The sequence below is a fragment of the Nocardioides albus genome (genome assembly GCF_014648255.1).
GTDB classification, from domain to species: domain Bacteria; phylum Actinomycetota; class Actinomycetes; order Propionibacteriales; family Nocardioidaceae; genus Nocardioides; species Nocardioides albus.
In genome coordinates, this window is sequence record NZ_BMQT01000012.1 from 15,817 (window position 1) to 34,044 (window position 18,228).

General features: G+C 68.7%; 16 protein-coding genes. 8 read left to right on the top strand and 8 right to left on the bottom strand.

Annotated elements, in window-relative coordinates:
• Positions 1-111: 111 nt before the first annotated feature.
• The 5 genes from IEY84_RS22475 to tmk form a co-directional block, all read right to left on the bottom strand.
• Positions 112-714: a hypothetical protein gene (locus tag IEY84_RS22475; RefSeq protein WP_183549953.1), complete on the bottom strand. Its 603-nt coding sequence runs from the start codon at positions 712-714 to the stop codon at positions 112-114.
• A 4-nt stretch (positions 715-718) separates the two neighbouring features.
• Positions 719-1,711, bottom strand: a complete 993-nt coding sequence (locus tag IEY84_RS22480) for a hypothetical protein (protein WP_183549950.1) — start codon at positions 1,709-1,711, stop codon at positions 719-721.
• A 140-nt stretch (positions 1,712-1,851) separates the two neighbouring features.
• On the bottom strand, positions 1,852-3,372 hold the full coding sequence (locus IEY84_RS22485; RefSeq protein WP_229788933.1) for an alpha/beta hydrolase: 1,521 nt from the start codon (positions 3,370-3,372) through the stop codon (positions 1,852-1,854).
• The gene (locus tag IEY84_RS22490; protein ID WP_183549947.1) at positions 3,369-4,571 is read right to left on the bottom strand and encodes a DNA polymerase III subunit delta'; all 1,203 of its coding nucleotides are present in this window, start codon (positions 4,569-4,571) and stop codon (positions 3,369-3,371) included. The genes IEY84_RS22485 and IEY84_RS22490 overlap by 4 nt, the downstream gene beginning before the upstream one ends.
• A complete protein-coding gene (gene tmk, locus IEY84_RS22495) occupies positions 4,568-5,218 on the bottom strand; it encodes a dTMP kinase (protein WP_183549944.1) in 651 nt (216 codons plus the stop codon). The genes IEY84_RS22490 and tmk overlap by 4 nt, the downstream gene beginning before the upstream one ends.
• Positions 5,219-5,431: 213 nt before the next feature.
• Here tmk and IEY84_RS22500 point away from each other — a divergent pair, with 213 nt between their 5' ends.
• From IEY84_RS22500 to IEY84_RS22525, 6 genes are read left to right on the top strand one after another with little or no spacing between them, the layout of a single operon-like run.
• Positions 5,432-6,049 (top strand): DUF4178 domain-containing protein, encoded by a 618-nt coding sequence (locus IEY84_RS22500; RefSeq protein WP_183549943.1) that lies wholly within the window; start codon positions 5,432-5,434, stop codon positions 6,047-6,049.
• Positions 6,046-6,555 (top strand): DUF2617 family protein, encoded by a 510-nt coding sequence (locus IEY84_RS22505; RefSeq protein ID WP_183549940.1) that lies wholly within the window; start codon positions 6,046-6,048, stop codon positions 6,553-6,555. The genes IEY84_RS22500 and IEY84_RS22505 overlap by 4 nt, the downstream gene beginning before the upstream one ends.
• On the top strand, positions 6,548-7,036 hold the full coding sequence (locus IEY84_RS22510; protein ID WP_183549937.1) for a DUF4247 domain-containing protein: 489 nt from the start codon (positions 6,548-6,550) through the stop codon (positions 7,034-7,036). The genes IEY84_RS22505 and IEY84_RS22510 overlap by 8 nt, the downstream gene beginning before the upstream one ends.
• A gap of 24 nt (positions 7,037-7,060) precedes the next feature.
• Positions 7,061-7,483 (top strand): DUF350 domain-containing protein, encoded by a 423-nt coding sequence (locus IEY84_RS22515; RefSeq protein ID WP_183549936.1) that lies wholly within the window; start codon positions 7,061-7,063, stop codon positions 7,481-7,483.
• Positions 7,480-9,051 (top strand): polyamine aminopropyltransferase, encoded by a 1,572-nt coding sequence (locus tag IEY84_RS22520; RefSeq protein ID WP_229788934.1) that lies wholly within the window; start codon positions 7,480-7,482, stop codon positions 9,049-9,051. Before IEY84_RS22515 ends, IEY84_RS22520 begins: the two co-directional genes overlap by 4 nt.
• Positions 9,051-10,076: an ion channel gene (locus tag IEY84_RS22525; RefSeq protein WP_183549933.1), complete on the top strand. Its 1,026-nt coding sequence runs from the start codon at positions 9,051-9,053 to the stop codon at positions 10,074-10,076. The genes IEY84_RS22520 and IEY84_RS22525 overlap by 1 nt, the downstream gene beginning before the upstream one ends.
• Positions 10,077-10,146: 70 nt before the next feature.
• Here IEY84_RS22525 and topA read toward each other — a convergent pair whose 3' ends face one another.
• A complete protein-coding gene (gene topA, locus IEY84_RS22530; protein ID WP_183549930.1) occupies positions 10,147-12,852 on the bottom strand; it encodes a type I DNA topoisomerase in 2,706 nt (901 codons plus the stop codon).
• Positions 12,853-13,145: 293 nt separating this feature from the next.
• Here topA and IEY84_RS22535 point away from each other — a divergent pair, with 293 nt between their 5' ends.
• On the top strand, positions 13,146-13,901 hold the full coding sequence (locus tag IEY84_RS22535; protein ID WP_183549927.1) for a hypothetical protein: 756 nt from the start codon (positions 13,146-13,148) through the stop codon (positions 13,899-13,901).
• On the opposite strand, the gene IEY84_RS22540 is transcribed toward IEY84_RS22535, so the two are convergent.
• Positions 13,849-15,357 carry a DUF7059 domain-containing protein gene (locus IEY84_RS22540; RefSeq protein WP_183549922.1) on the bottom strand — a complete coding sequence of 503 codons (1,509 nt, stop codon included), beginning with the start codon at positions 15,355-15,357 and terminating at the stop codon, positions 13,849-13,851. The genes IEY84_RS22535 and IEY84_RS22540 overlap by 53 nt on opposite strands.
• 26 nt (positions 15,358-15,383) lie before the next feature.
• Positions 15,384-15,719 (bottom strand): anti-sigma factor antagonist, encoded by a 336-nt coding sequence (locus tag IEY84_RS22545; protein ID WP_165109518.1) that lies wholly within the window; start codon positions 15,717-15,719, stop codon positions 15,384-15,386.
• Positions 15,720-15,907: 188 nt separating this feature from the next.
• On the opposite strand from IEY84_RS22545, the gene sftH reads away from it, so the two are divergent.
• Positions 15,908-18,220, top strand: a complete 2,313-nt coding sequence (sftH, locus tag IEY84_RS22550; RefSeq protein WP_229788936.1) for a DEAD/DEAH box helicase — start codon at positions 15,908-15,910, stop codon at positions 18,218-18,220.
• Positions 18,221-18,228 lie beyond the last annotated feature (8 nt).

The following is an 18,228-nucleotide window of genomic DNA, read 5'->3' on the forward strand; positions in this document are numbered from 1 at the left end:
TCGCCAAGGGCGGAGCCCTGATCCCGCCGAAGGGTATGCCGCCGAAGGCTCACATCCCGTGCGGAGCTCCGCTGGGGATGTGAGCCTTGGCCTGCATACCTCGATGGAGGCTCAGTCGCAGCCGTATCCGTCGTCGTCAGCGTCGAGACGCCACGGGTCGGAGCCGTGGACGCGCACGGGCTTCTTGTACGACGGGATCTGGCCGCAGTCGAGGTCGTTCGTCGATGTGGCGTTGTAGACCGTCGCACCGTTGGCATAGGTGTAGTCCAGGTCTGACCCGGTGCTACCGGATGACGAGCCACGCTTGGCCAGGTAGAACGACCCCGAGACGTCGGCCCTCCGGTTGGCGTCGCCGGCGAACTTCCATCGGTAGTAGCGGCTGACCTTCGGCGTCACGACCACAGCGCACTTGCCGTATCGGTTCGTGACGCAGGAGGCCACACTGGACCAGCGGCCGCTCGCCTTCTTCTGCAAGTGGATCCGTCGGCCCTTGATCGCCTTTCCACCCGCGGTCAGCTTGCCGACGGGCCGGTAGGACCTGGTCCCGTATCTGTTGGCGGAGACCTTGACGACCTTGGTGGCCACCTTGGCCACGGCTCCCGGAGGGGTGTCGGCGTGGGCGGGCTGGCTGACGACGGGGGCTACCGCGATCGCCAAGGCGGCGACGGCAGAGGCGACGAAGACCTTCGTCGCCGAGCGGATTCGCTGATGCATGATCTCAGCCGCGCTTCCGCAGGTAGAACGACGCGGACACGTCGGCTGCGCGGGTGGCGTCACCGGCGTACTTCCAGCGGTAGTTTCGGCTCGAGGCCGGGGCGGTGACCGCGGCGCACTTGCCGTAGGCGCTCGTCACACACGACTTCACGGTGACCCAGCCACCGTTGCTCCGCTTCTGCAGGAGGATCCGCTTGCCCTTGACCACCTTCCCGCCCGCGGTCAGCTTGCCCACGGAACGGTAGGACGTCTTCCCGTACTTGCTCACGGAGATCTTGGCGACGCTCGTGGCCACCTTCGGGACCCAGACCGCGGCGCTGTACTTGCCGCCGTAGGTGAACCGGTAGGAGTACCCGCGGGCAACGCTCGCGGAGGCCCAGCCTGTCGAGCCGGTCGTACGGTGGGTGATGGTCTTCCAGGTGCCGCTGGACTTGCGCTGGACCGCCACCGACCTGCCGGCGAGAGCCTTGCCGTAGTCCTTCAGCTGAGACTTGATGGTCGTGGCCGAGCGGCCCGCGGACAGCGTGTAGCTGTGCGCCGCCCGGATCGAGAAGGCATCCGTCACCTCGGCCGTGTCGGTGTAGCTGCCCGCGTCGTCCATGGTGAAGATGTACGCGACCGCTCGGTAGTTGCCCACCGGGAGGAACGAGCAGAGGTTGCCGGTGGCCGACCCCTCAGGGAAGTCGGTGCCCTCGATGTAGTTGGTGACGTCATCCCCGGCGGAGTCGAAGACGGCGACCTCCCACCTGGTGGTCGGTGCGGTGAACTCGTCGGTGTAGTTCGCACCGAACGAGACATCCACCGAGACCGGGATGTTTGTGCCCCTCACCCCATACTCTTCACAGTTCTGGGCCTTCGTCACGTTGTTGACGGTGAGAGTGGCGTAGCCGCCGATATACGGCAGGGGCGCGGTGTCGGCGTGGGCCGGGCTGCTGATGAGTGGTGCGACCGCGACCGCCAGAGCGGCGACTGCGGTGGCAGCGAAAGCCTTCGTCATCGAACGGGCTCGCTGACTCGTGATCACGTGGTGGTGACCCTTCTTCTCGGAACGAAATTTTACCGAGAGCGATCCTCAGGGTCGCAGCGAGCCGCCGCCGGAAGAAGACCGAAACCAACCCAATATGGGGTAGGCGCGCGTCAGCACTCCAAGCCGTCGTCGGGGACCTTTCCGTCGACGAGGTAGTCGTTGATGGCGTTGTCGACGCAGCGGTTGCCCTGCATGTAGCCGGTGTGGCCGTCGCCGTCGCGGGAGACGAGTACGCCGTTGTCGAGCGCCTTGGCGAGGTCCTTGGCCCACTCGTAGGGGGTGGCGGGGTCGCGGGTGGTGCCGATGACGACGATCGGATTGGAGCCCTCGGCGTCGATCTCCGGCTCGGGCTCGGTGGCCTCGAACTTCTCCGCGGAGCAGCCGTTGAGCATCCAGGCGAGAGCGGCACCGAAGGTGGGAGCGGCCTTCTCGAAGGCGGGCACCTGCTCGCGTACCTCTGTCGGGCTGAGGCCGGAGGAGTCGTCGAGACAGTTGATCGCCCAGTTGGCTTCCATCGTGTTGTTGATGTAGCCGCCCTTGGGGTCGCGTCCTGCGTAGTTGTCCGAGAGGCTCATCAGCGGGGCGCCGTCGCCCTTCATCGCCGCCTGGAGGGCCTCGGTGAGGTAGGGCCAGTAGGACTCGACATATAGCGGTGTGATGAGGCCGTAGAGCGCGTTGCCCGCAGTCAGCTCGCGGTCACCGGCCGGGAGCGGCTCGGCGTCGATGTCGGCCAACAGCTTCTGAACCCGCTCGACGCCCTCGTCGACGGTGTCACCGAGGAAGCAGTCGCCCTCGTCGACGCAGTTCTCGACGTAGGAGCGGAGCGCGACCTCGAATCCCTTCGCCTGCGCCAGGTTGGCGTCGACCACGCTCAGGCCGGGCGCGATCGCACCGTCGAGCACGAAGCGGCCGACGCGGTCGGGATAGAGCTCTGCGTAGGTCGAGCCGAGCTGGGTGCCGTAGGAGGCGCCGAAGTAGTCGAGCTGGTCCTCACCGAGCGCGGCTCGGAGCACGTCCATGTCGCGGGCCGCCTCGACGGTGCTGACGTGATCGGAGATCCCGCGCCGCTGGGACGCGCAGCCGTTGGCCATCTCGACACCGGTGTCGACGTACGCCTTCACCTCGGCGAGGTTGTCGGGGTCGGGGTCGACGGCGACGTAGGCATCCAGGGCATCGTCGTCGAGGCAGTCGACCGGGGTGCTCTGCCCGACGCCACGCGGGTCGAACCCGACGATGTCGTAGGAGTCGCGGACCTCGCGGCTGAAGGACTGGTTGTTGTAGAGGGCGTAGTCGATGCCCGACCCGCCCGGGCCACCCGGGTTGATCGCCAGGGAGCCGATCTTGTCCTTGCTGGCCGGGTCCTTGATCACCGCGACGTCGATGGTGCGGCCGGTCGGGTCGGAGTAGTCGAGCGGGACCTCGAGGGTCGCGCACTCGAAGGCGCCGTTGCAGCCCTTCCAGTCCAGCTTCTGGCTGTAGAAGCTCTGCAACCCCTCCTCCGGAGCCGCGGTCGTCCCAGCGCTCGGACTCACCTGGTCGGCGTCGGGAGTGCCCCCGCCGGCACCACAGGCTGCGGTGATCACGGTCAGAGCGGTCAGCGCGACGGCGCCGGTCACTGCTTTGAGTTTCACTGATCTCCTCCGGGCGGCAACAGCGCCACCATCATGGCCTCCAGCACCAACTGGGGCTGCACGTTGAACTCCAACAGCTGCTCTCGGGCTTCGAAGATCGCGCCGATGCGCTGCAGGTTGAGCTCGGGGGTGGAGCTCTCGACGAGCCGCTCGATCTCGTGCCGGTGCTCCTCGTTGACCAACCCCACCGGGGCACCGGCTGCCAGGGTGATCGCGTCACGATAGATCGAGACCAGGTCCATCAGCCCGCGGTCGATCACGTCGCGGTGGCGGCGGGTCGCCCGGCGTTTCTGGTCCTTCTCGAGCACGGCCAGCGCAGGTCCGTACTCACGCGGGCGCCGCCCGCGGTCGACCACGCCATAGCCCGCGTCGAGGTCGGCCTTCTCCTTGGCGTCCAGGTCGGCGGTGACCGCGTCGGCCTCCTCCTTCGAGACCGCGGCGAGCTCGCCGGCGGCTCTGAGCGCGTCGGCGAGCGTGGTCAGGCGGGTCGGGTAGGCGACCACCTGCTCGCGCCGCCGACGGGTGTCGTCGTCACGGGCCAGCGCCTTGGCCCGGCCGATGTGACCCTGGCTCGCGCGCGCTGCGTAGGCGGCCCGTGCCTCGTCGACGCCGAGCGTACGTTGCAGGAAAGCTGTCACGTCCGGGGTCGTCGGAGTCGTCAACGTGACCAGACGACATCGCGACCGGATGGTCGGGAGGACGTCCTCGACCGTCGGCGCGCACAGCATCCATACGGTGCGGGCGCCAGGCTCCTCGACCGCCTTGAGCAGCGCGTTGTTGGCCTGCTCGGTGAGCCGGTCGGCGTCCTCGATGATCAGGATCTGCCAACGGCTTCCGGCCGGCGAGAGCGCGGACTGGCGCACCAGGTCGCGAATCTCGGTTACCCCGAGGGTCAGCTTCTCGGTGCGGACCAGGTTGACGTCGGCGTGACTCCCGGCGAGCACCGTGTGGCACTCGTGGCACTGGCCGCAGCCGCCGTTCGGGCACTGCAGCGCGGCCGCGAAGGCGATCGCGGCGTTGGAGCGTCCTGAGCCCGGAGGGCCCGTGAAGAGCCACGACTGGGTCATGCCCTTGCCGAAGCGTCGCCCGCTGCCGTCGGTCGCGGCGGCCGCGGCGGTCTGCAGCGTGGAGATGATGTGGCGCTGGCCGACGAGGTTGTCCCAGACCGACCGCCCCACCGAAGTGGCGGCGACGCTCATGCGCTCACCGCCTGGCTGAGCAGGGGCTCGAGGCGCGCCAGCACTGCAGCGTGGACCTCGTCCACCGGCGCACGAGCGTCGAGGACGAGATAGTGGTCAGGGTTTCGTTTCGCCAGCTCGACGAACGCCTCGCGCACCCGCTGGTGGAACTCGACCGACTCCTGCTCCATCCGGTCGCGCTCCTCGAACCGGGTGAACCCGGCAGTCGGATCCAGGTCGAGCAGCACCGTCAGATGGGGCCGCAGGTCGGCCGTCGCCCAGCGCGCCACCTCCTCGAGCTGCGCGGCGTCCAGGACCCGGCCGGCGCCCTGGTAGGCCAGCATCGAGTCGACGTAGCGATCGGTGATGACCACTTCGCCGCGCTCCAGGGCCGGGCGCACCATCGACTCGATGTGCTCGGCCTTGTCGGCAGCGAACAGGAGGGCCTCGGTCCGGTCGTCGAGGTCGCCGGTCTCCGGGGACAGCACGATGCGGCGTACGTCCTTGCCTACGGCCGTGTCGCCCGGCTCGAAGGTCAGCAGGACCCGGTGGCCGCGGGCGGTCAACGCTTCGTGGAGCAGTCGGGACTGGGTCGACTTGCCCGACCCCTCGCCGCCCTCGAAACAGACGAAGACGCCGTGCTCTGCGTAGACACCCGGAAACCTCACGCAGCCACCTCCGTAGCGCAAGCGCCAGAATACGGACGCGGCTGCGTGATGACTTCATGGTTCACTCGCTGACGCTCGTTCACGAGGCAAACCTACGGGGTGGGACCGACAACACCTGAGTACGCCGCCCACGGGTGGAGCGATTCAGGCTGTCGAAGCTGGCACCACCAGGTTAAGGTTCGGGTCGTCCTCACGCTGAACAAGGAGTCTCCGGTGATCTACGTCCTGATCGTCCTGCTGCTGGCCGCACTTGCGGTCGCGGGCTATCTGCTCTGGAAGAGCCGACAGCAGCCGACGGCGCAGAAGGAGCCCGACGACTTCATCGGCGACCAGCACAAGCACGCCTCCGACCAGCTGCGCCAGGTGCGCAACGGCGACGTCATCGAATACCTCGGCCACAACTGGTTCGTCCGCGGGCGGATCGACTTCGACGAGCACGGCTACCGCTGGACCGAGCACATGCTCGACGACGCCGAGGGCAAGAAGTGGCTCTCGATCGAGGACGACGAGAGCTTCGAGGTCTCGCTGTGGCACGCGATCCCGCTCGGCGACATCGAGCAGGGCACCGTCGGTGACCGCGACGTCATCGTCGGCGGCGTCGCCTATCGGCTCCAGGAGAAGGGCACGGCCGCCTTCACCGCCACCGGCGCGACCGGCACGGCGCCGTCCGGGACGGCCGACTACGCCGACTACAAGTCGGTCGACGGCAAGCTGCTCGGCTTCGAGAAGTGGGGCAGCAACTGGGAGCCCTCCCTCGGCGAGGTGCTGCAGCCGTTCGAGCTGACCGTCTACCCGTCCACCGACCGCCCCGCGACCCTGGACGACGAGTGACGCTTCTCGACGTCCCGTTCGCGGACGTACGCGGCGACACCCTGTGCTGGACCCTCGACCCTGTCCCCTGCGCTCCGCTGGCATCTCGGACGGTGCAGCTCGAGGCCGGGTTGAGCGTCACGCTGAGCGTCCTGGGCGCCAGCCACCAGGTCGTCGTACGCCGCCACGACCGCCCACTCCTGCACGAGACCATCGCGTGCGGGATCGCTGACGCCGCGCCGCTCCCTGCGGCGCACGTGGCGGGCGGCTACCGCCTGGAGTCGGACGCGCGCGAGGTGGGTCCTGAAGAGCTCGCCGCGGAGGCATCGCGGCTCGTCGAGCGGTTGAGCGGACGTACCGATGCCGTCGTCGCGCACTTCCCGGGCGACCCGCACGCGGTGACCGCCCTGGCCTTGGACGGGGTCGACGGGGAGATCACCTGGCACACCTGGCACACCTACCCACAGACCGGCGAGATCGTCGCCACCACCACCAGCTACCGGCCCGAGGAGGGCATCAGTGTCTGAACCGAACTCTGGTCCGAACCGCAAGCTGATCGGCTGGTCGATCGTCGCGGTCTGCGTCGTGATCGCCATCATCGTCGCCATCGCCGTGTCCGGCGACGACAGCAACAGCCCCGAGAAGTACCTGCGCGAGAACTTCGACCACGTCAGCGGCAGCGACCCCGACAGCGACGCCGGGATCGTCTTCGAGGACGACGGCACGGTGACCTCGGTCGCCAACCAGATCGCCACCGCCACGGACGCCGACGAGAACCGCGCCGACGGGTCCAACCAGTATCTGCGCTACGACGACGACTGGCTGGTCGTCGTCGAGCCGCGTACGCCGTCGGGGTCGACGATCACCCTCTACGAGTACGACCGCGGCTACCGCCACCACTCGACGGTGATCGGCCTGTGGGGCTGGAACACCTTCTACGGCCGCAACGTCGGCAGCGGCAGCAGCGGTGACTCCTTCCGCGGCGGCGGCAGCGGATCCGGCAAGTGACCACCTCAGACTTGGAGATGAATGATGAATGACCTCTTGAGCGGACTGCTGTCCACCGTCGCCTTCGCCGCCCTCGGGCTGGTCCTGTTGGTGGTCGGCTTCTACGTGATCGACCTGCTCACGCCCGGCAAGCTCGGGCAGCTGATCTTCGTGGAGCACCGCCGCGACCCGGCGCTGCTGCTCGGTTCCTCGGTTCTCGCGATCGCCACGATCGTGGCGACCTCGATCTACACCGCGGAGACGGACACGCTTCACGGTCTCGCCGAGACCGCTGCGTACGGACTCGTCGGCATCGCCCTGCTGGCGGTCGCGTTCGTGATCCTCGACCTGCTGACCCCGGGACGGCTCGGCGAGCTGATGACCGACGACAAGGACGACCCCGCGATCTGGGTCACCGTCGCGGTGCAGCTGGCCGTCGGCGTGATCGTGGCGGCCTCGATCACGTGAGTCTCTCGCTCCCCTCGTTGTCGGCGATGCCGGAGGGACGGGCAGCCCGGCTGCTCGTCCTCGCGGCGGTGTTCGTCTGCGCCGCCTGCGGGCTGGTCTACGAGCTCGCGCTGGTGACGTTGGGGAGCTATCTGCTCGGCAACTCGATCGCGCAGACCTCGTTGGTGATCGCGGTGTCGATGTTCGCCATGGGCGTCGGTGCCGTGCTCGCCAAGCCGCTCACCGCGCGGCCGCTGCGCGCGTTCGTGGGCGTGGAGATCGCGCTGGCGGCGGTCGGCGGCGCCTCGGTGCCGGCGCTCTACGCCTCGTTCGCGTGGCTGCATCTCTACACCCCGATGATGCTGGTGGTGACGTTCCTCATCGGCGCTCTGGTCGGCGCCGAGATCCCGTTGCTGATGGAGCTGTTGCAGCGCCTCCGGCGCCAGCAGGCCTCGCTCGCGGTCGCAGACATCAACGCGGTCGACTACGTCGGCGCGCTCATCGGCGGACTGGCCTTCCCGTTCCTGCTGCTGCCGACGCTGGGGCTGCTGGTGGGGACCGTGGCGACCGCAGCGCTCAACGTCATCGCCGCGTGGATGGTCGGCGTCGCCTTGGCCGGAGCCCGGCGGCAGCGGGGGCTCGTCACGGCGGTCTGCGGCGTGCTCGCGGTCGCCCTCGGTCTGACCGCGGTGACCGCCGACTCCTTCGAGCTCAACGCCCGGCAGGCGCTCTACCGCGACCCGATCATCCACTCCCAGCGGTCGGCCTATCAGGACATCGTGGTGACGCGAGGCGCGCCGGTCGGCCCGGAGTTCGACGACGTACGCCTCTTCCTCGACGGTGACCTGCAGTTCTCCTCGTTGGACGAGTATCGCTATCACGAGATGCTCGTCCATCCGGCGATGAACGGGACGCACCAGCGGGTGCTGATCCTCGGCGGCGGCGACGGGCTCGCGGCCCGCGAGGTGCTGCGCTATCAGTCGGTGTCGTCGGTGACCCTGGTCGATCTCGACCCGGCGGTCGTGTCCCTGGCGCGTTCCTTCGAGCCGGTCTCGTCGCTGACCTCGGGCTCGTTGGAGGACCCCCGGCTGACGTACGTCTCCGACGACGCGTTCTCTTGGGTGCGGGACTACTCGGGGGCGCCGTTCGACGTAGTCATCGCCGATTTCCCGGACCCTGACTCGACCGCTCTGGCCAAGCTCTACTCGGTAGAGAACTACAGCATGATCGCGCGGCTGCTCGCCCCGTCCGGGCGGATGGTCGTGCAGGCGGGCAGCCCGTTCTTCGCGCCGGACGCGTTCTGGTCGGTGCGGCACACCCTCGCCGAGGCCGGCTGGCGGACCACGCCCTACCAGGCGGACGTACCGTCCTTCGGGAACTGGGGCTACGTCCTCGCCTCCCGCGACGGGTCGGCCCCTGAGCTCGCTCTCGACGACGAGGCGCCGGGCGGGCTGCGCTACGCCAGCGACGCCGTGCTCGCGGCCGCTTCGTCGTTCCCGCCGGACCGAGCCGAGCGGCCGACCTCGGTCACCACGCTGCTGGATCCGGCGATCCTGGACTACGCCCGGAAGGGCTGGGTGGGTTACTGATGTTCTTCCTGATCCGGCTGGTCCGGCGGACCTCTCGGCACTCCGCCTGGGTGCTTCCGCTGATGATCATCGGCTTCGTCTTCGTCACCGGTTGGATCGCGATGGCGCTGGCCGAGCCGGGCAGCGACATCGTCCACCGCGGCAACTACTGGTGGTGGTTCCTGGTCACCGCCACCACCGTCGGCTACGGCGACTTCTTCCCGGAGACCACCGGGGGCCGACTCGTCGGGGCGTACGTCGTCTTCGGCTCCATCACCACCCTCGCCATCTTGTTCAGCCGGATCTCGGCAATCATCGAGAACGCCAAAGGACGCCGCATGCGTGGAGAGATCTCTTTCAGCGGACGAAACCACATCGTGCTGCTCGGCTACACCCCTGGCCGCACCGAGCGGCTGCTGGCCGAGCTGCTCTCCGAGCCCTCACGGGAGGTGGTGCTCGCGACCTGGGAGGACCAGCTCTCCGAGCACCCTCAGCCCGGGGAGGACAGGCTCCACTTCGTACGCGGCGACATCACCGACCTCTCGGTGCTCGCTCGGACCGGTCTGGTCGGCGCGCACAGCGTGCTGATCGACGCGCGCGACGACAACGAGGCGGTCACGCTCACCGTCGCGGCCAACGCGGCTGCTCCCTCGGTGCACACGATCGTGGCGCTGCGGGACCTTCGGGTGCAGCGCACGATCTTCCGGGTCGACACCACCGTCCACTGCGTCCAGTGGCACAACACCCAGCTGATCGCCGAGGAGCTCAGCGATCCGGGGATCGCGGAGGTCTACCAGGAGCTCGCCACCGCCGGCGGCAAGGGCACCTACTCCCTCACCGTGCCGTCCGGGGCTGCGCCCGCCACCGCCGGCGTCTGGCAGTCCGCCCTCGGGCGCTCCCACGGCGCCACGCTTCTGGCCGTCCACACCGCCGACGGCATCCAGGTCAGCCCGTCCTGGGAGCTGCCCGTCGCCGCTGGGGCGCGGCTCTTCTACATCGCAGCCGAACGGTTGGACTACGACGAGGTCGTCGGGTCGCTCGGCTGACGAGTCGACCTTCGCAGCAGGTTGTGAAGCTGAGAGTGACCTATAGGCCGCGCTCAGCTTCACAACCTGATCAGGACTTCTTGGCAGCGGCCTTCTTGGCCGTCTTCTTGGCGGTCGACTTCTTCGCCGGAGCCTTCTTCGTGGCCTTCTTGGCGGTCTTCTTCGTGGTCCGCTTGGTGGTCTTCTTCGCCGGGCCCTTGGCTCGCTTGTCGGCGAGCAGCTCGGCCGCACGCTCGGCGGTCAGGGTCTCCAGGTCGTCGGCGGCGCGGAGGGTGGCGTTGTACTCACCGTCGGTGACATAGGGGCCGAAGCGGCCGTCCTTGACCACCATCGGCTGGCCGGAGACAGGGTCGGGGCCGAGCTCCTTGAGCGGCGGTTTGGCGGCTGCACGGCCGCGCTGCTTCGGCTGGGCGTAGATCTGCTCAGCCTCCTCCAGCGTGATCGTGAGCAGCTGGTCCTCCGAGCTCAGCGTGCGAGAATCCTTGTCCTTCTTGAGGTACGGCCCGTAGCGGCCGTTCTGGGCGGTGATCTCCTCGCCGTCTGCGGCAGTGCCGACGACCCGTGGCAGCGTCAGCAGCTTGACGGCGTCCTCGAGCGTGATGGTCTGCAGGCTCATCGACTTGAACAGGCTCGCGGTGCGGGGCTTGGCGCCCTTCTTCGCGTCCTCAGGGAGCTGCTCGGTGACGTACGGACCGAACCGGCCGCTCTTCGCGACGACGGTGAGCCCCGTGTCGGGGTGGACGCCGAGGTTGAGCTCCTCACCGGCGGGGTTGGCGAAGAGCTCCTTGGCCTTCTCCAGGGTGAGCTCGTCGGGAGGCAGGTCGTCGGGGACGTTGGCACGCACCGCGAGCGGGGTGCCGTCGTCGCCAGGACCTTCGATGTAGGGACCGTAGCGGCCGACCCGAAGGTTGACCCCCGCCTCCGGGTCGCCGACCGGGAACGTCGCCAGCTCGCGGGCATCGATGTCACCGAGCCCGTCGACCAGGGGCTTGAGGCCCTTGACCCGCTCGGAGCCGAAGTAGAACTCCCCGAGCTCGGTGGTCATGTCCTTGGCGCCCTTGGCGATCTCGTCGAGGATCTCCTCCATGCTCGCCGTGAACCGATAGTCGATCTGCCGCGGGAAGTGCTCCTCCAGCAGTCTGACCACCGAGAACGCGACCCAGGCGGGCACCAGGGCGGTGCCCTTCTTGAAGACGTAGCCGCGGTTGATGATGGTCTGGATGATGCTCGCATAGGTCGACGGGCGGCCGATCTCGCGCTCTTCGAGCTCACGGACCAGGGTCGCCTCGGTGTAGCGAGCCGGCGGCTTGGTCTCGTGGCCGTCCGCGGTGAGGCTCGCGGCGTTCACGTTGTCGCCCTCGGAGAGGTTCGGGAGGCGGGTCTGCTGGTCGTCCGAGGTCTGGTCGGCGGAGTCGGTGCCTTCGACGTACGCCTTCAGGAAGCCGTGGAAGGTGATCACCCGGCCGGTCGCGGAGAAGACCACGTCCTCGCCGGTGGTCGCCGTGGCGCCGAGGCGGATCGCGACGGAGTTTCCGACCGCGTCCTTCATCTGGGAGGCGACCGTGCGCATCCAGATCAGCTCGTAGAGGCGGAACTGGTCGCCGGCCAGCCCGGTCTGCGCCGGGGTCCGGAACGAGTCGCCTGCGGGGCGGATCGCCTCGTGGGCCTCTTGAGCGTTCTTGACCTTGGAGGCGTACGTCCGGGGGGCGTCGGGCAGGTATTCGGCCCCGTAGAGCTCCCTGACCTGAGCGCGGGCCGCGTTGACGGCGTCGCTGCTCAGGGTCGTGGAGTCGGTACGCATGTAGGTGATGAAGCCGTTCTCGTAGAGGCGCTGGGCGACCGACATGGTCGTCGACGCGCTCATCCCGAGCTTGCGGCTGGCCTCCTGCTGCATCGTGGTCGTGCGGAAGGGGGCGTAGGGGCTGCGCTTGTAGGGCTTGGACTCGACGGAGCGGACCTCGTAGGTCTGCCCCTCGAGACCGGCGACCAGGGCCTCGGCCCGGCCGCGGTCGAGGTGGACGACCTTGTCGCTCTTGATGAGGCCGTCGGGACCGAAGTCGGCGCCGCGGGCGACGCGGCCGCCGTCGATCGAGGTGATCTTGGCCGGGAACATCCGCGGATCGTGCTGCGAGCCGGCGTCGAAGGTTCCGGCGAGGTCCCAGTAGGAGGCGGTCCGGAATGCGATCCGCTCACGCTCGCGGTCTACGACGAGCCGGGTGGCGACGGACTGGACACGACCGGCGCTGAGGCGCGGCATGACCTTCTTCCACAGCACCGGGGAGATCTCGTAGCCGTAGAGACGGTCGAGGATGCGGCGGGACTCCTGGGCCTCGACGAGGTCCATGTCGAGCTCGCGCGGATTCTCGGCGGCCGCCAGGATCGCGGGCTTGGTGATCTCGTGGAAGACCATCCGCTTGACCGGGATGCCCTTCTTCGGCTTCAGCTCGTCGAGGAGGTGCCAGGCGATCGCCTCTCCCTCGCGGTCCTCATCGGTGGCGAGGTAGAGCTCGTCGGCGTCCTTGAGGAGCGACTTGAGCTTGGCGATCTGCTTCTTCTTGTCGCTGGGCACGACGTAGTAAGGGGTGAAGCCGTTGTCGACATCGACGCCGAAGCGCCCCCACGGCTTGTCCTTGATCTTGGCAGGGGTGTCTGCCGCGCTCTGCGGAAGGTCGCGGATGTGCCCGACGGAGGCCTCGACGACATACCCCTGTCCGAGGTATCCGCCGATCTTCTGTGCCTTCGCCGGGGACTCGACGATCACCAACTTGTGTGCCACTGACGTCCTTATCTCACTGCAGCAGAGCCTGGCACCACTGACAAGCTCTGGCGAGACACGTTAGCGCGTGTCTCCAGCCGGCATGGGTCCAGTCACCGCGGTTCATGCGGCACTGAGCTCTCGGACAACATGGCGTGTTGCCTTGGGCGCCGCGAAGACAATACCTAGCACGCTGGGGAGCGGGAGCGTGAAATCGGTGTCTCATCCGGCGATGTCCGAAAACTGTCGGTGCTCGTCCGTATGGTGGCTTTTCGAGGACGGCGAGACCCATCTGAACCGAGAGGTCTCTGCTGATGATCGACACCGAATACATCGACTACATAGAGGGTCTGGCCACGCCCCCGGAGCACCTGGTGTGCGCCGAGTGTGCGCAGCTTCTCACCCGGACCAACGTGATTCTGGAGCGCCTGGAGGCCGAGCTGACCCGGCCCCGCTGGACGGAGCCGGAAACGCCGCCACGGCCCGACCACGAGGTCGCCCTGGACTGGTTGGCCGCGCTGTGCGGAGGCCACGAGGCGGTCACCACGCTGGATGCCGCGCCGCTGGTCGAGGACGGGCTGGACCTGCCGGTCGTGGACGATCCGGCGGGACGTACGCAGCTGGAGGCGGTCGCCGCGCTGCTCGACGAGGTCGCGGCCGACTTCCCGGTAGCGGAGGTGGGCTTCGCTCTGCGACGGGCGCTGCTGCGGCTGTGGGAGATCGACCCGCTGGTCGTCGACCGGCCCACCCAGCCGGCCCAGGTGGCGGCCGGGATCGTGTGGACGGTCCTGGGCGCCAACGGGCTCGCCGGGCCGGGCGGCCTGGTCACCGCGACGGAGCTCAAGGAACGGCTGGGCGTGAACTCGACGCCCTCGGCCTACGGCAAGCAGCTGGCGGCCGCGCTCCGTGGCTTCTGGCCGTGGCAGGCCCAGCGGCCGTGGGGCATGCGCGACCTTCCCGACCTCGAGCCGCTGGGCTATCCGGATCTGCTCGTCTCGAGCGTGCGGCGACGCCTGATCAGGCTGCGGGACCAGGCGTGCCTGGCGCGGGACGGAGGAAACCCTCGTTGACCAGCTCCTGGGCGATCGGCAGATAGCTGCTGCGCACGACCGCGGGGTCGCGGTCGAGGATCTGCGCGAGCGCGTCGAGAATCTGGCCGACGGCCAGGTCACCGTCGCACGCGCCCGCGAAGGCCGCCTCGATCGTGTCCGCCTGGCGTGCGCGGCGCAGGCCACGCTGCTGGCGCAGGATGACGGTGCTGGGGTCCTCTGCGCCGGGTTGGCCGAGGGTCTCCTGCTGGATGTCCTCGACGAGCACCAGCGTGGAGTCCTCGGTGACCTCGACGCGGGCCGCCTCGCCCCACGCCTTGAGCGCCGGCGCGATCGGCTGCTCGACGTCGTAGGGCCACTCGAGGAGCTCGCGCTTCGGGTTGCTCGCGCCGGTGCTCTGCACATTGCCTCGGGCTCCGCTTCGGCGGTGCAGGTTGATCCAGCCGAACCCGACGCCCTCGATCTTCTGCTCCTCGAACCACGACAGCCAGGTGTCGTAGCGGGTCAGATAGTCCTGAGCGCCGTGGTGACCGGAGTCCTTGAGCCAGAGCTCGACGTAGGACGCGGGGTCCAGCACCTCACGCTGGACCACGAACGCGTCGACCTCGTCGCTCAGCCAGCCCTCGAGACGGTCGTCCCAGGGCTGGTCCTCGGAGATGATCCAGTTGCCCAGGATCTGACACCAACCGCCCTCAGTGAGCATGCCGGGAGCCGCCTTGACGATGTCCTCGACCACCCGGTCGCCCGGGAGTCCGGAGTCGCGGTAGACGAGGCGCTCGCCGGTCGCCGGGCTGATCACGAACGGCGGATTGGTGGCGATCAGGTCGAAGCGCTCCCCGGCAACGGGCTCGAAGAACGATCCGTTGCGCACGTCGACCCGGTCCGCGACGTCGTTGAGAGCGGCGTTGAACGCGGTGATCCACAGCGCTCGCTGATTGACGTCGGTCGCGACCACCCGGTTGCTGTGGGTGGCGAGGTGGAGGGCCTGGACGCCGCAGCCGGTGCCGAGGTCGAGAGACGTGCCGACCTGGTCTCGGATGGTCAACTGCGCGAGCGAGGTCGAGGCTGGGCTGATCCCGAGCACGTGCTCGGTGCCGATGCGCTGGGGGCCGCCGTCGAGGCCCGGGGTGAGGTCGGAGACGACCCACAGGGAGGTGTCGTCGGTGGCGTACGGGCGTACGTCGAGACGGGCGGCGACCTCGCCCACCGACTGCTCCAGGATCCCCTCGACGGCCAGCCGGTCGACGAGCCCCGGGAGGGCGGCTTCGGCGTGGTCGAGCGGCACCGTCGTCTGCAGCAGGAAGAGCCGGATGAGGGTCTCGAGCGGCGAACCACCGTGAGTGCGCCGCCGGCCCGGCAGGGTCTCGTTGCGGCTCAGCGCGCTGTGGGCGATCGGGCCGAGCAGCTCGGCGACGGAGTCGTAGGAGAAGTCGGCCTGCTGGAGGGCGTCACGGAGCCGGTGCGGGAGGTCACTCACACCAGGAGCCTAATGCGCGCCCGGGTTCAGCCTGCTGCGGCGCCCTCGGCGCTGGCGTGAATGTCGAAGACCTTGGCGAGGCCGGTGATCCGGAAGATCTTGAGCAGTCGCTCCTGCGTGCAGACAAGGCGGAGCATTCCGTCGTGCTGGCGCACCTTCTTCAGGCCACCCACCAGGACACCGAGGCCGGTGGAGTCGAGGAACTCCACGGCTTCGAGGTCGACGACGATGTCGTAGTGCCCTCTGGCGACTAACTCGGTGATCTTGTCCCTGAGCTTCGGCGCGGTATAGACGTCGATCTCGCCGCCCACGGCCACGACGGTGGCCGAGTCGAGCTCGCGAGTCGCAAGCGTCAGATCCACTTCGAAGTTCTCCTGCCAAGGAACGTGAGACAACCGGCTCAGGTATCGACCATCCTCGAGTCCGACACCCAGAGTCGATCGTAATGTAACCACGGCTCACCAGGATGCGCGTAAGAAACTCGCAACGTCGTGGCCAGATACGGGACCGCAAGCGTGGCGGTCACCCGGATTCTGGGAGAATCACGAAGGTGTTGACGACGGCGACCGGTGATCTCGTACGCCGGCTGGCCGCTGTCCCGGGCCGCGAGGACCGGCTCGCCCACCTCGAGCAGGTCCCGCCGAGAGAGGCGGTCTTCGCAGACTGGCCGACCTGGGCAGCAGCCGACGTGGTCGCCGCCTTCACCGCTCGCGGCATCGAGCGGCCCTGGCAGCACCAGGCGGTGGCCGCCGAGGCAGCCCATGAAGGCAGCCACGTGATCGTCTCGACCGGCACCGCCTCCGGGAAGTCGCTGGCCTATCAGCTGCCCGCGCTGACCGCGATCCGAGACGGACGTGGTCCACGCGGCGAGCGGGGTGCCGGCGTCCTCTACCTCGCTCCCACCAAGGCGCTCGCCCAGGACCAGCTGAACGGGCTGCGCGAGCTCGGGATCGACGTGCGCGCGGTGACGCACGACGGTGACAGCACCCGGGAGCAGCGGGACTGGGCCCGCGACTTCGGCGAGTACATCCTGACCAACCCCGACATGCTTCATCGGTCACTGCTCCCCGGTCACCAGCGGTGGGCGGCCTATTTCCGCTCGTTGCGCTACGTCGTCATCGATGAGTGCCATCACTACCGCGGCGTCTTCGGAGCGCACGTCGCGCACATCCTGCGGCGGCTGCGGCGCATCTGCGCGTTCTACGGCTCGTCACCGACGTTCATCCTGGCCTCAGCCACTGTCGCTGAGCCATCGACCGCAGGGGAACGCCTCATCGGCCTTCCCGTGCTGCCGGTAACCGCCGACGCCTCGCCGCGTGGCGAGCTCTCGATCGCCCTGTGGCAGCCGCCGCTGACGACGTACGCCGGTGAGAACGGTGCGCCTGTTCGCCGCGCAGCCTCCGCCGAGACCGCCGACCTCCTCGCCGACCTGGTCTCCTCGGACGTACGCACGCTGGCTTTCGTACGCTCCAGGGTCGGCGCCGAGCAGGTCGCACTGACCGCGGCCGCCGAGCTCGCTGAGGTCGATCCGTCGTTGCCAGGACGGGTGGCGTCCTACCGTGGCGGCTATCTGCCCGAGGAGCGCCGGGCCATCGAGGCCTCGTTGCGCTCCGGTGAGCTGATGGGCCTGGCGGCGACGAACGCCCTCGAGCTCGGCATCGACATCAGCGGTCTGGATGCGGTCGTGCTGGCCGGCTATCCGGGCAGGCGATCGGCCTTCTGGCAGCAGATCGGCCGTGCCGGGAGGGGCGCGGGCGACGCGCTCGGCATCCTGGTCGCCCGCGACGACCCGCTGGACACCTACCTCGTCACCCATCCGGACGCGCTGCTCGGCCAACCGGTCGAGGCGACCGTCTTCGACCCGGCGAATCCCTACGTCGTCGGCCCGCACCTGTGCGCGGCCGCACAGGAGCTGCCGCTGACGGAGCCTGACCTGCCGCTCTTCGGTCCGGGTGCCCGCGAGATTCTGGACAACCTGGTCGCCTCGGGGCTGCTGCGCAAGCGGCCGCGGGGCTGGTTCTGGACCGACCGTCGGCGCGCCGCCGACCTCGCCGACATCCGCTCCTCGGGCGGATCTCAGGTGCAGCTGATCGAGGCGGAGACCGGCCGGGTCGTCGGCACGGTCGACGCGGCGAGCTCACACGCGAGCGCGCACGCCGGCGCCGTCTACGTCCACCGTGGTGAGACCTATCTCGTGCACGAGCTCGATCTGGACGAGAACGTCGCGGTCATCTCCCGCGACGACCCCGGCTACTCCACGTTCGCCCGGGAGATCACTGAGATCTCCATCGTCGCCGAGAGGGAGCAGGTCGCCTGGGGTGAGTGCCGCTTGGCGTACGGCGACGTCGACGTCACCCACCAGGTCGTCTCCTTCCTGCGCCGCCGACAGCCGAGCGGTGAGGTGCTGGGTGAGGAGCTTCTCGACCTCCCGGAACGTACGCTGCGAACCTCCGCCGTCTGGTGGACCGTGCCCGCCTCGGCCCTCGAGGCGGTCGGCCTGGAGCAGGCGGACATCCCAGGCGCCGCCCACGCCGCCGAGCACTGCTCGATCGGCCTGCTGCCACTGATCGCGACGTGCGACCGCTGGGACATCGGCGGCGTGAGCACCGCCTCCCATCCGGACACCGGCATGCTCACCGTCTTCGTCTACGACGGCCATCCCGGCGGCGCCGGAATCTCCGAGCGCGGGTTCCATGCCGCCCGGGAATGGTTGGGAGCCACGTTGGAGACCATCGAGGCGTGCGAGTGCGACGACGGCTGCCCCTCGTGCGTGCAGTCGCCGAAGTGTGGCAACCAGAACAACCCGCTCGACAAACAGGGCGCGATCGTGTTGTTGCGGCTGGTCCTGTCCGGATGGGCCTAGTCTGGGGA

Excerpts from the sequence above, each read along its gene's own strand:
- IEY84_RS22475 (WP_183549953.1), bottom strand. The coding sequence starts at position 714 with ATGCATCAGCGAATCCGCTCGGCGACGAAGGTCTTCGTCGCCTCTGCC.
- IEY84_RS22480 (WP_183549950.1), bottom strand. The coding sequence starts at position 1,711 with ATGACGAAGGCTTTCGCTGCCACCGCAGTCGCCGCTCTGGCGGTCGCG.
- IEY84_RS22490 (WP_183549947.1), bottom strand. The coding sequence starts at position 4,571 with ATGAGCGTCGCCGCCACTTCGGTGGGGCGGTCGGTCTGGGACAACCTC.
- IEY84_RS22515 (WP_183549936.1), top strand. The coding sequence starts at position 7,061 with ATGAATGACCTCTTGAGCGGACTGCTGTCCACCGTCGCCTTCGCCGCC.
- IEY84_RS22525 (WP_183549933.1), top strand. The coding sequence starts at position 9,051 with ATGTTCTTCCTGATCCGGCTGGTCCGGCGGACCTCTCGGCACTCCGCC.
- IEY84_RS22535 (WP_183549927.1), top strand. The coding sequence starts at position 13,146 with ATGATCGACACCGAATACATCGACTACATAGAGGGTCTGGCCACGCCC.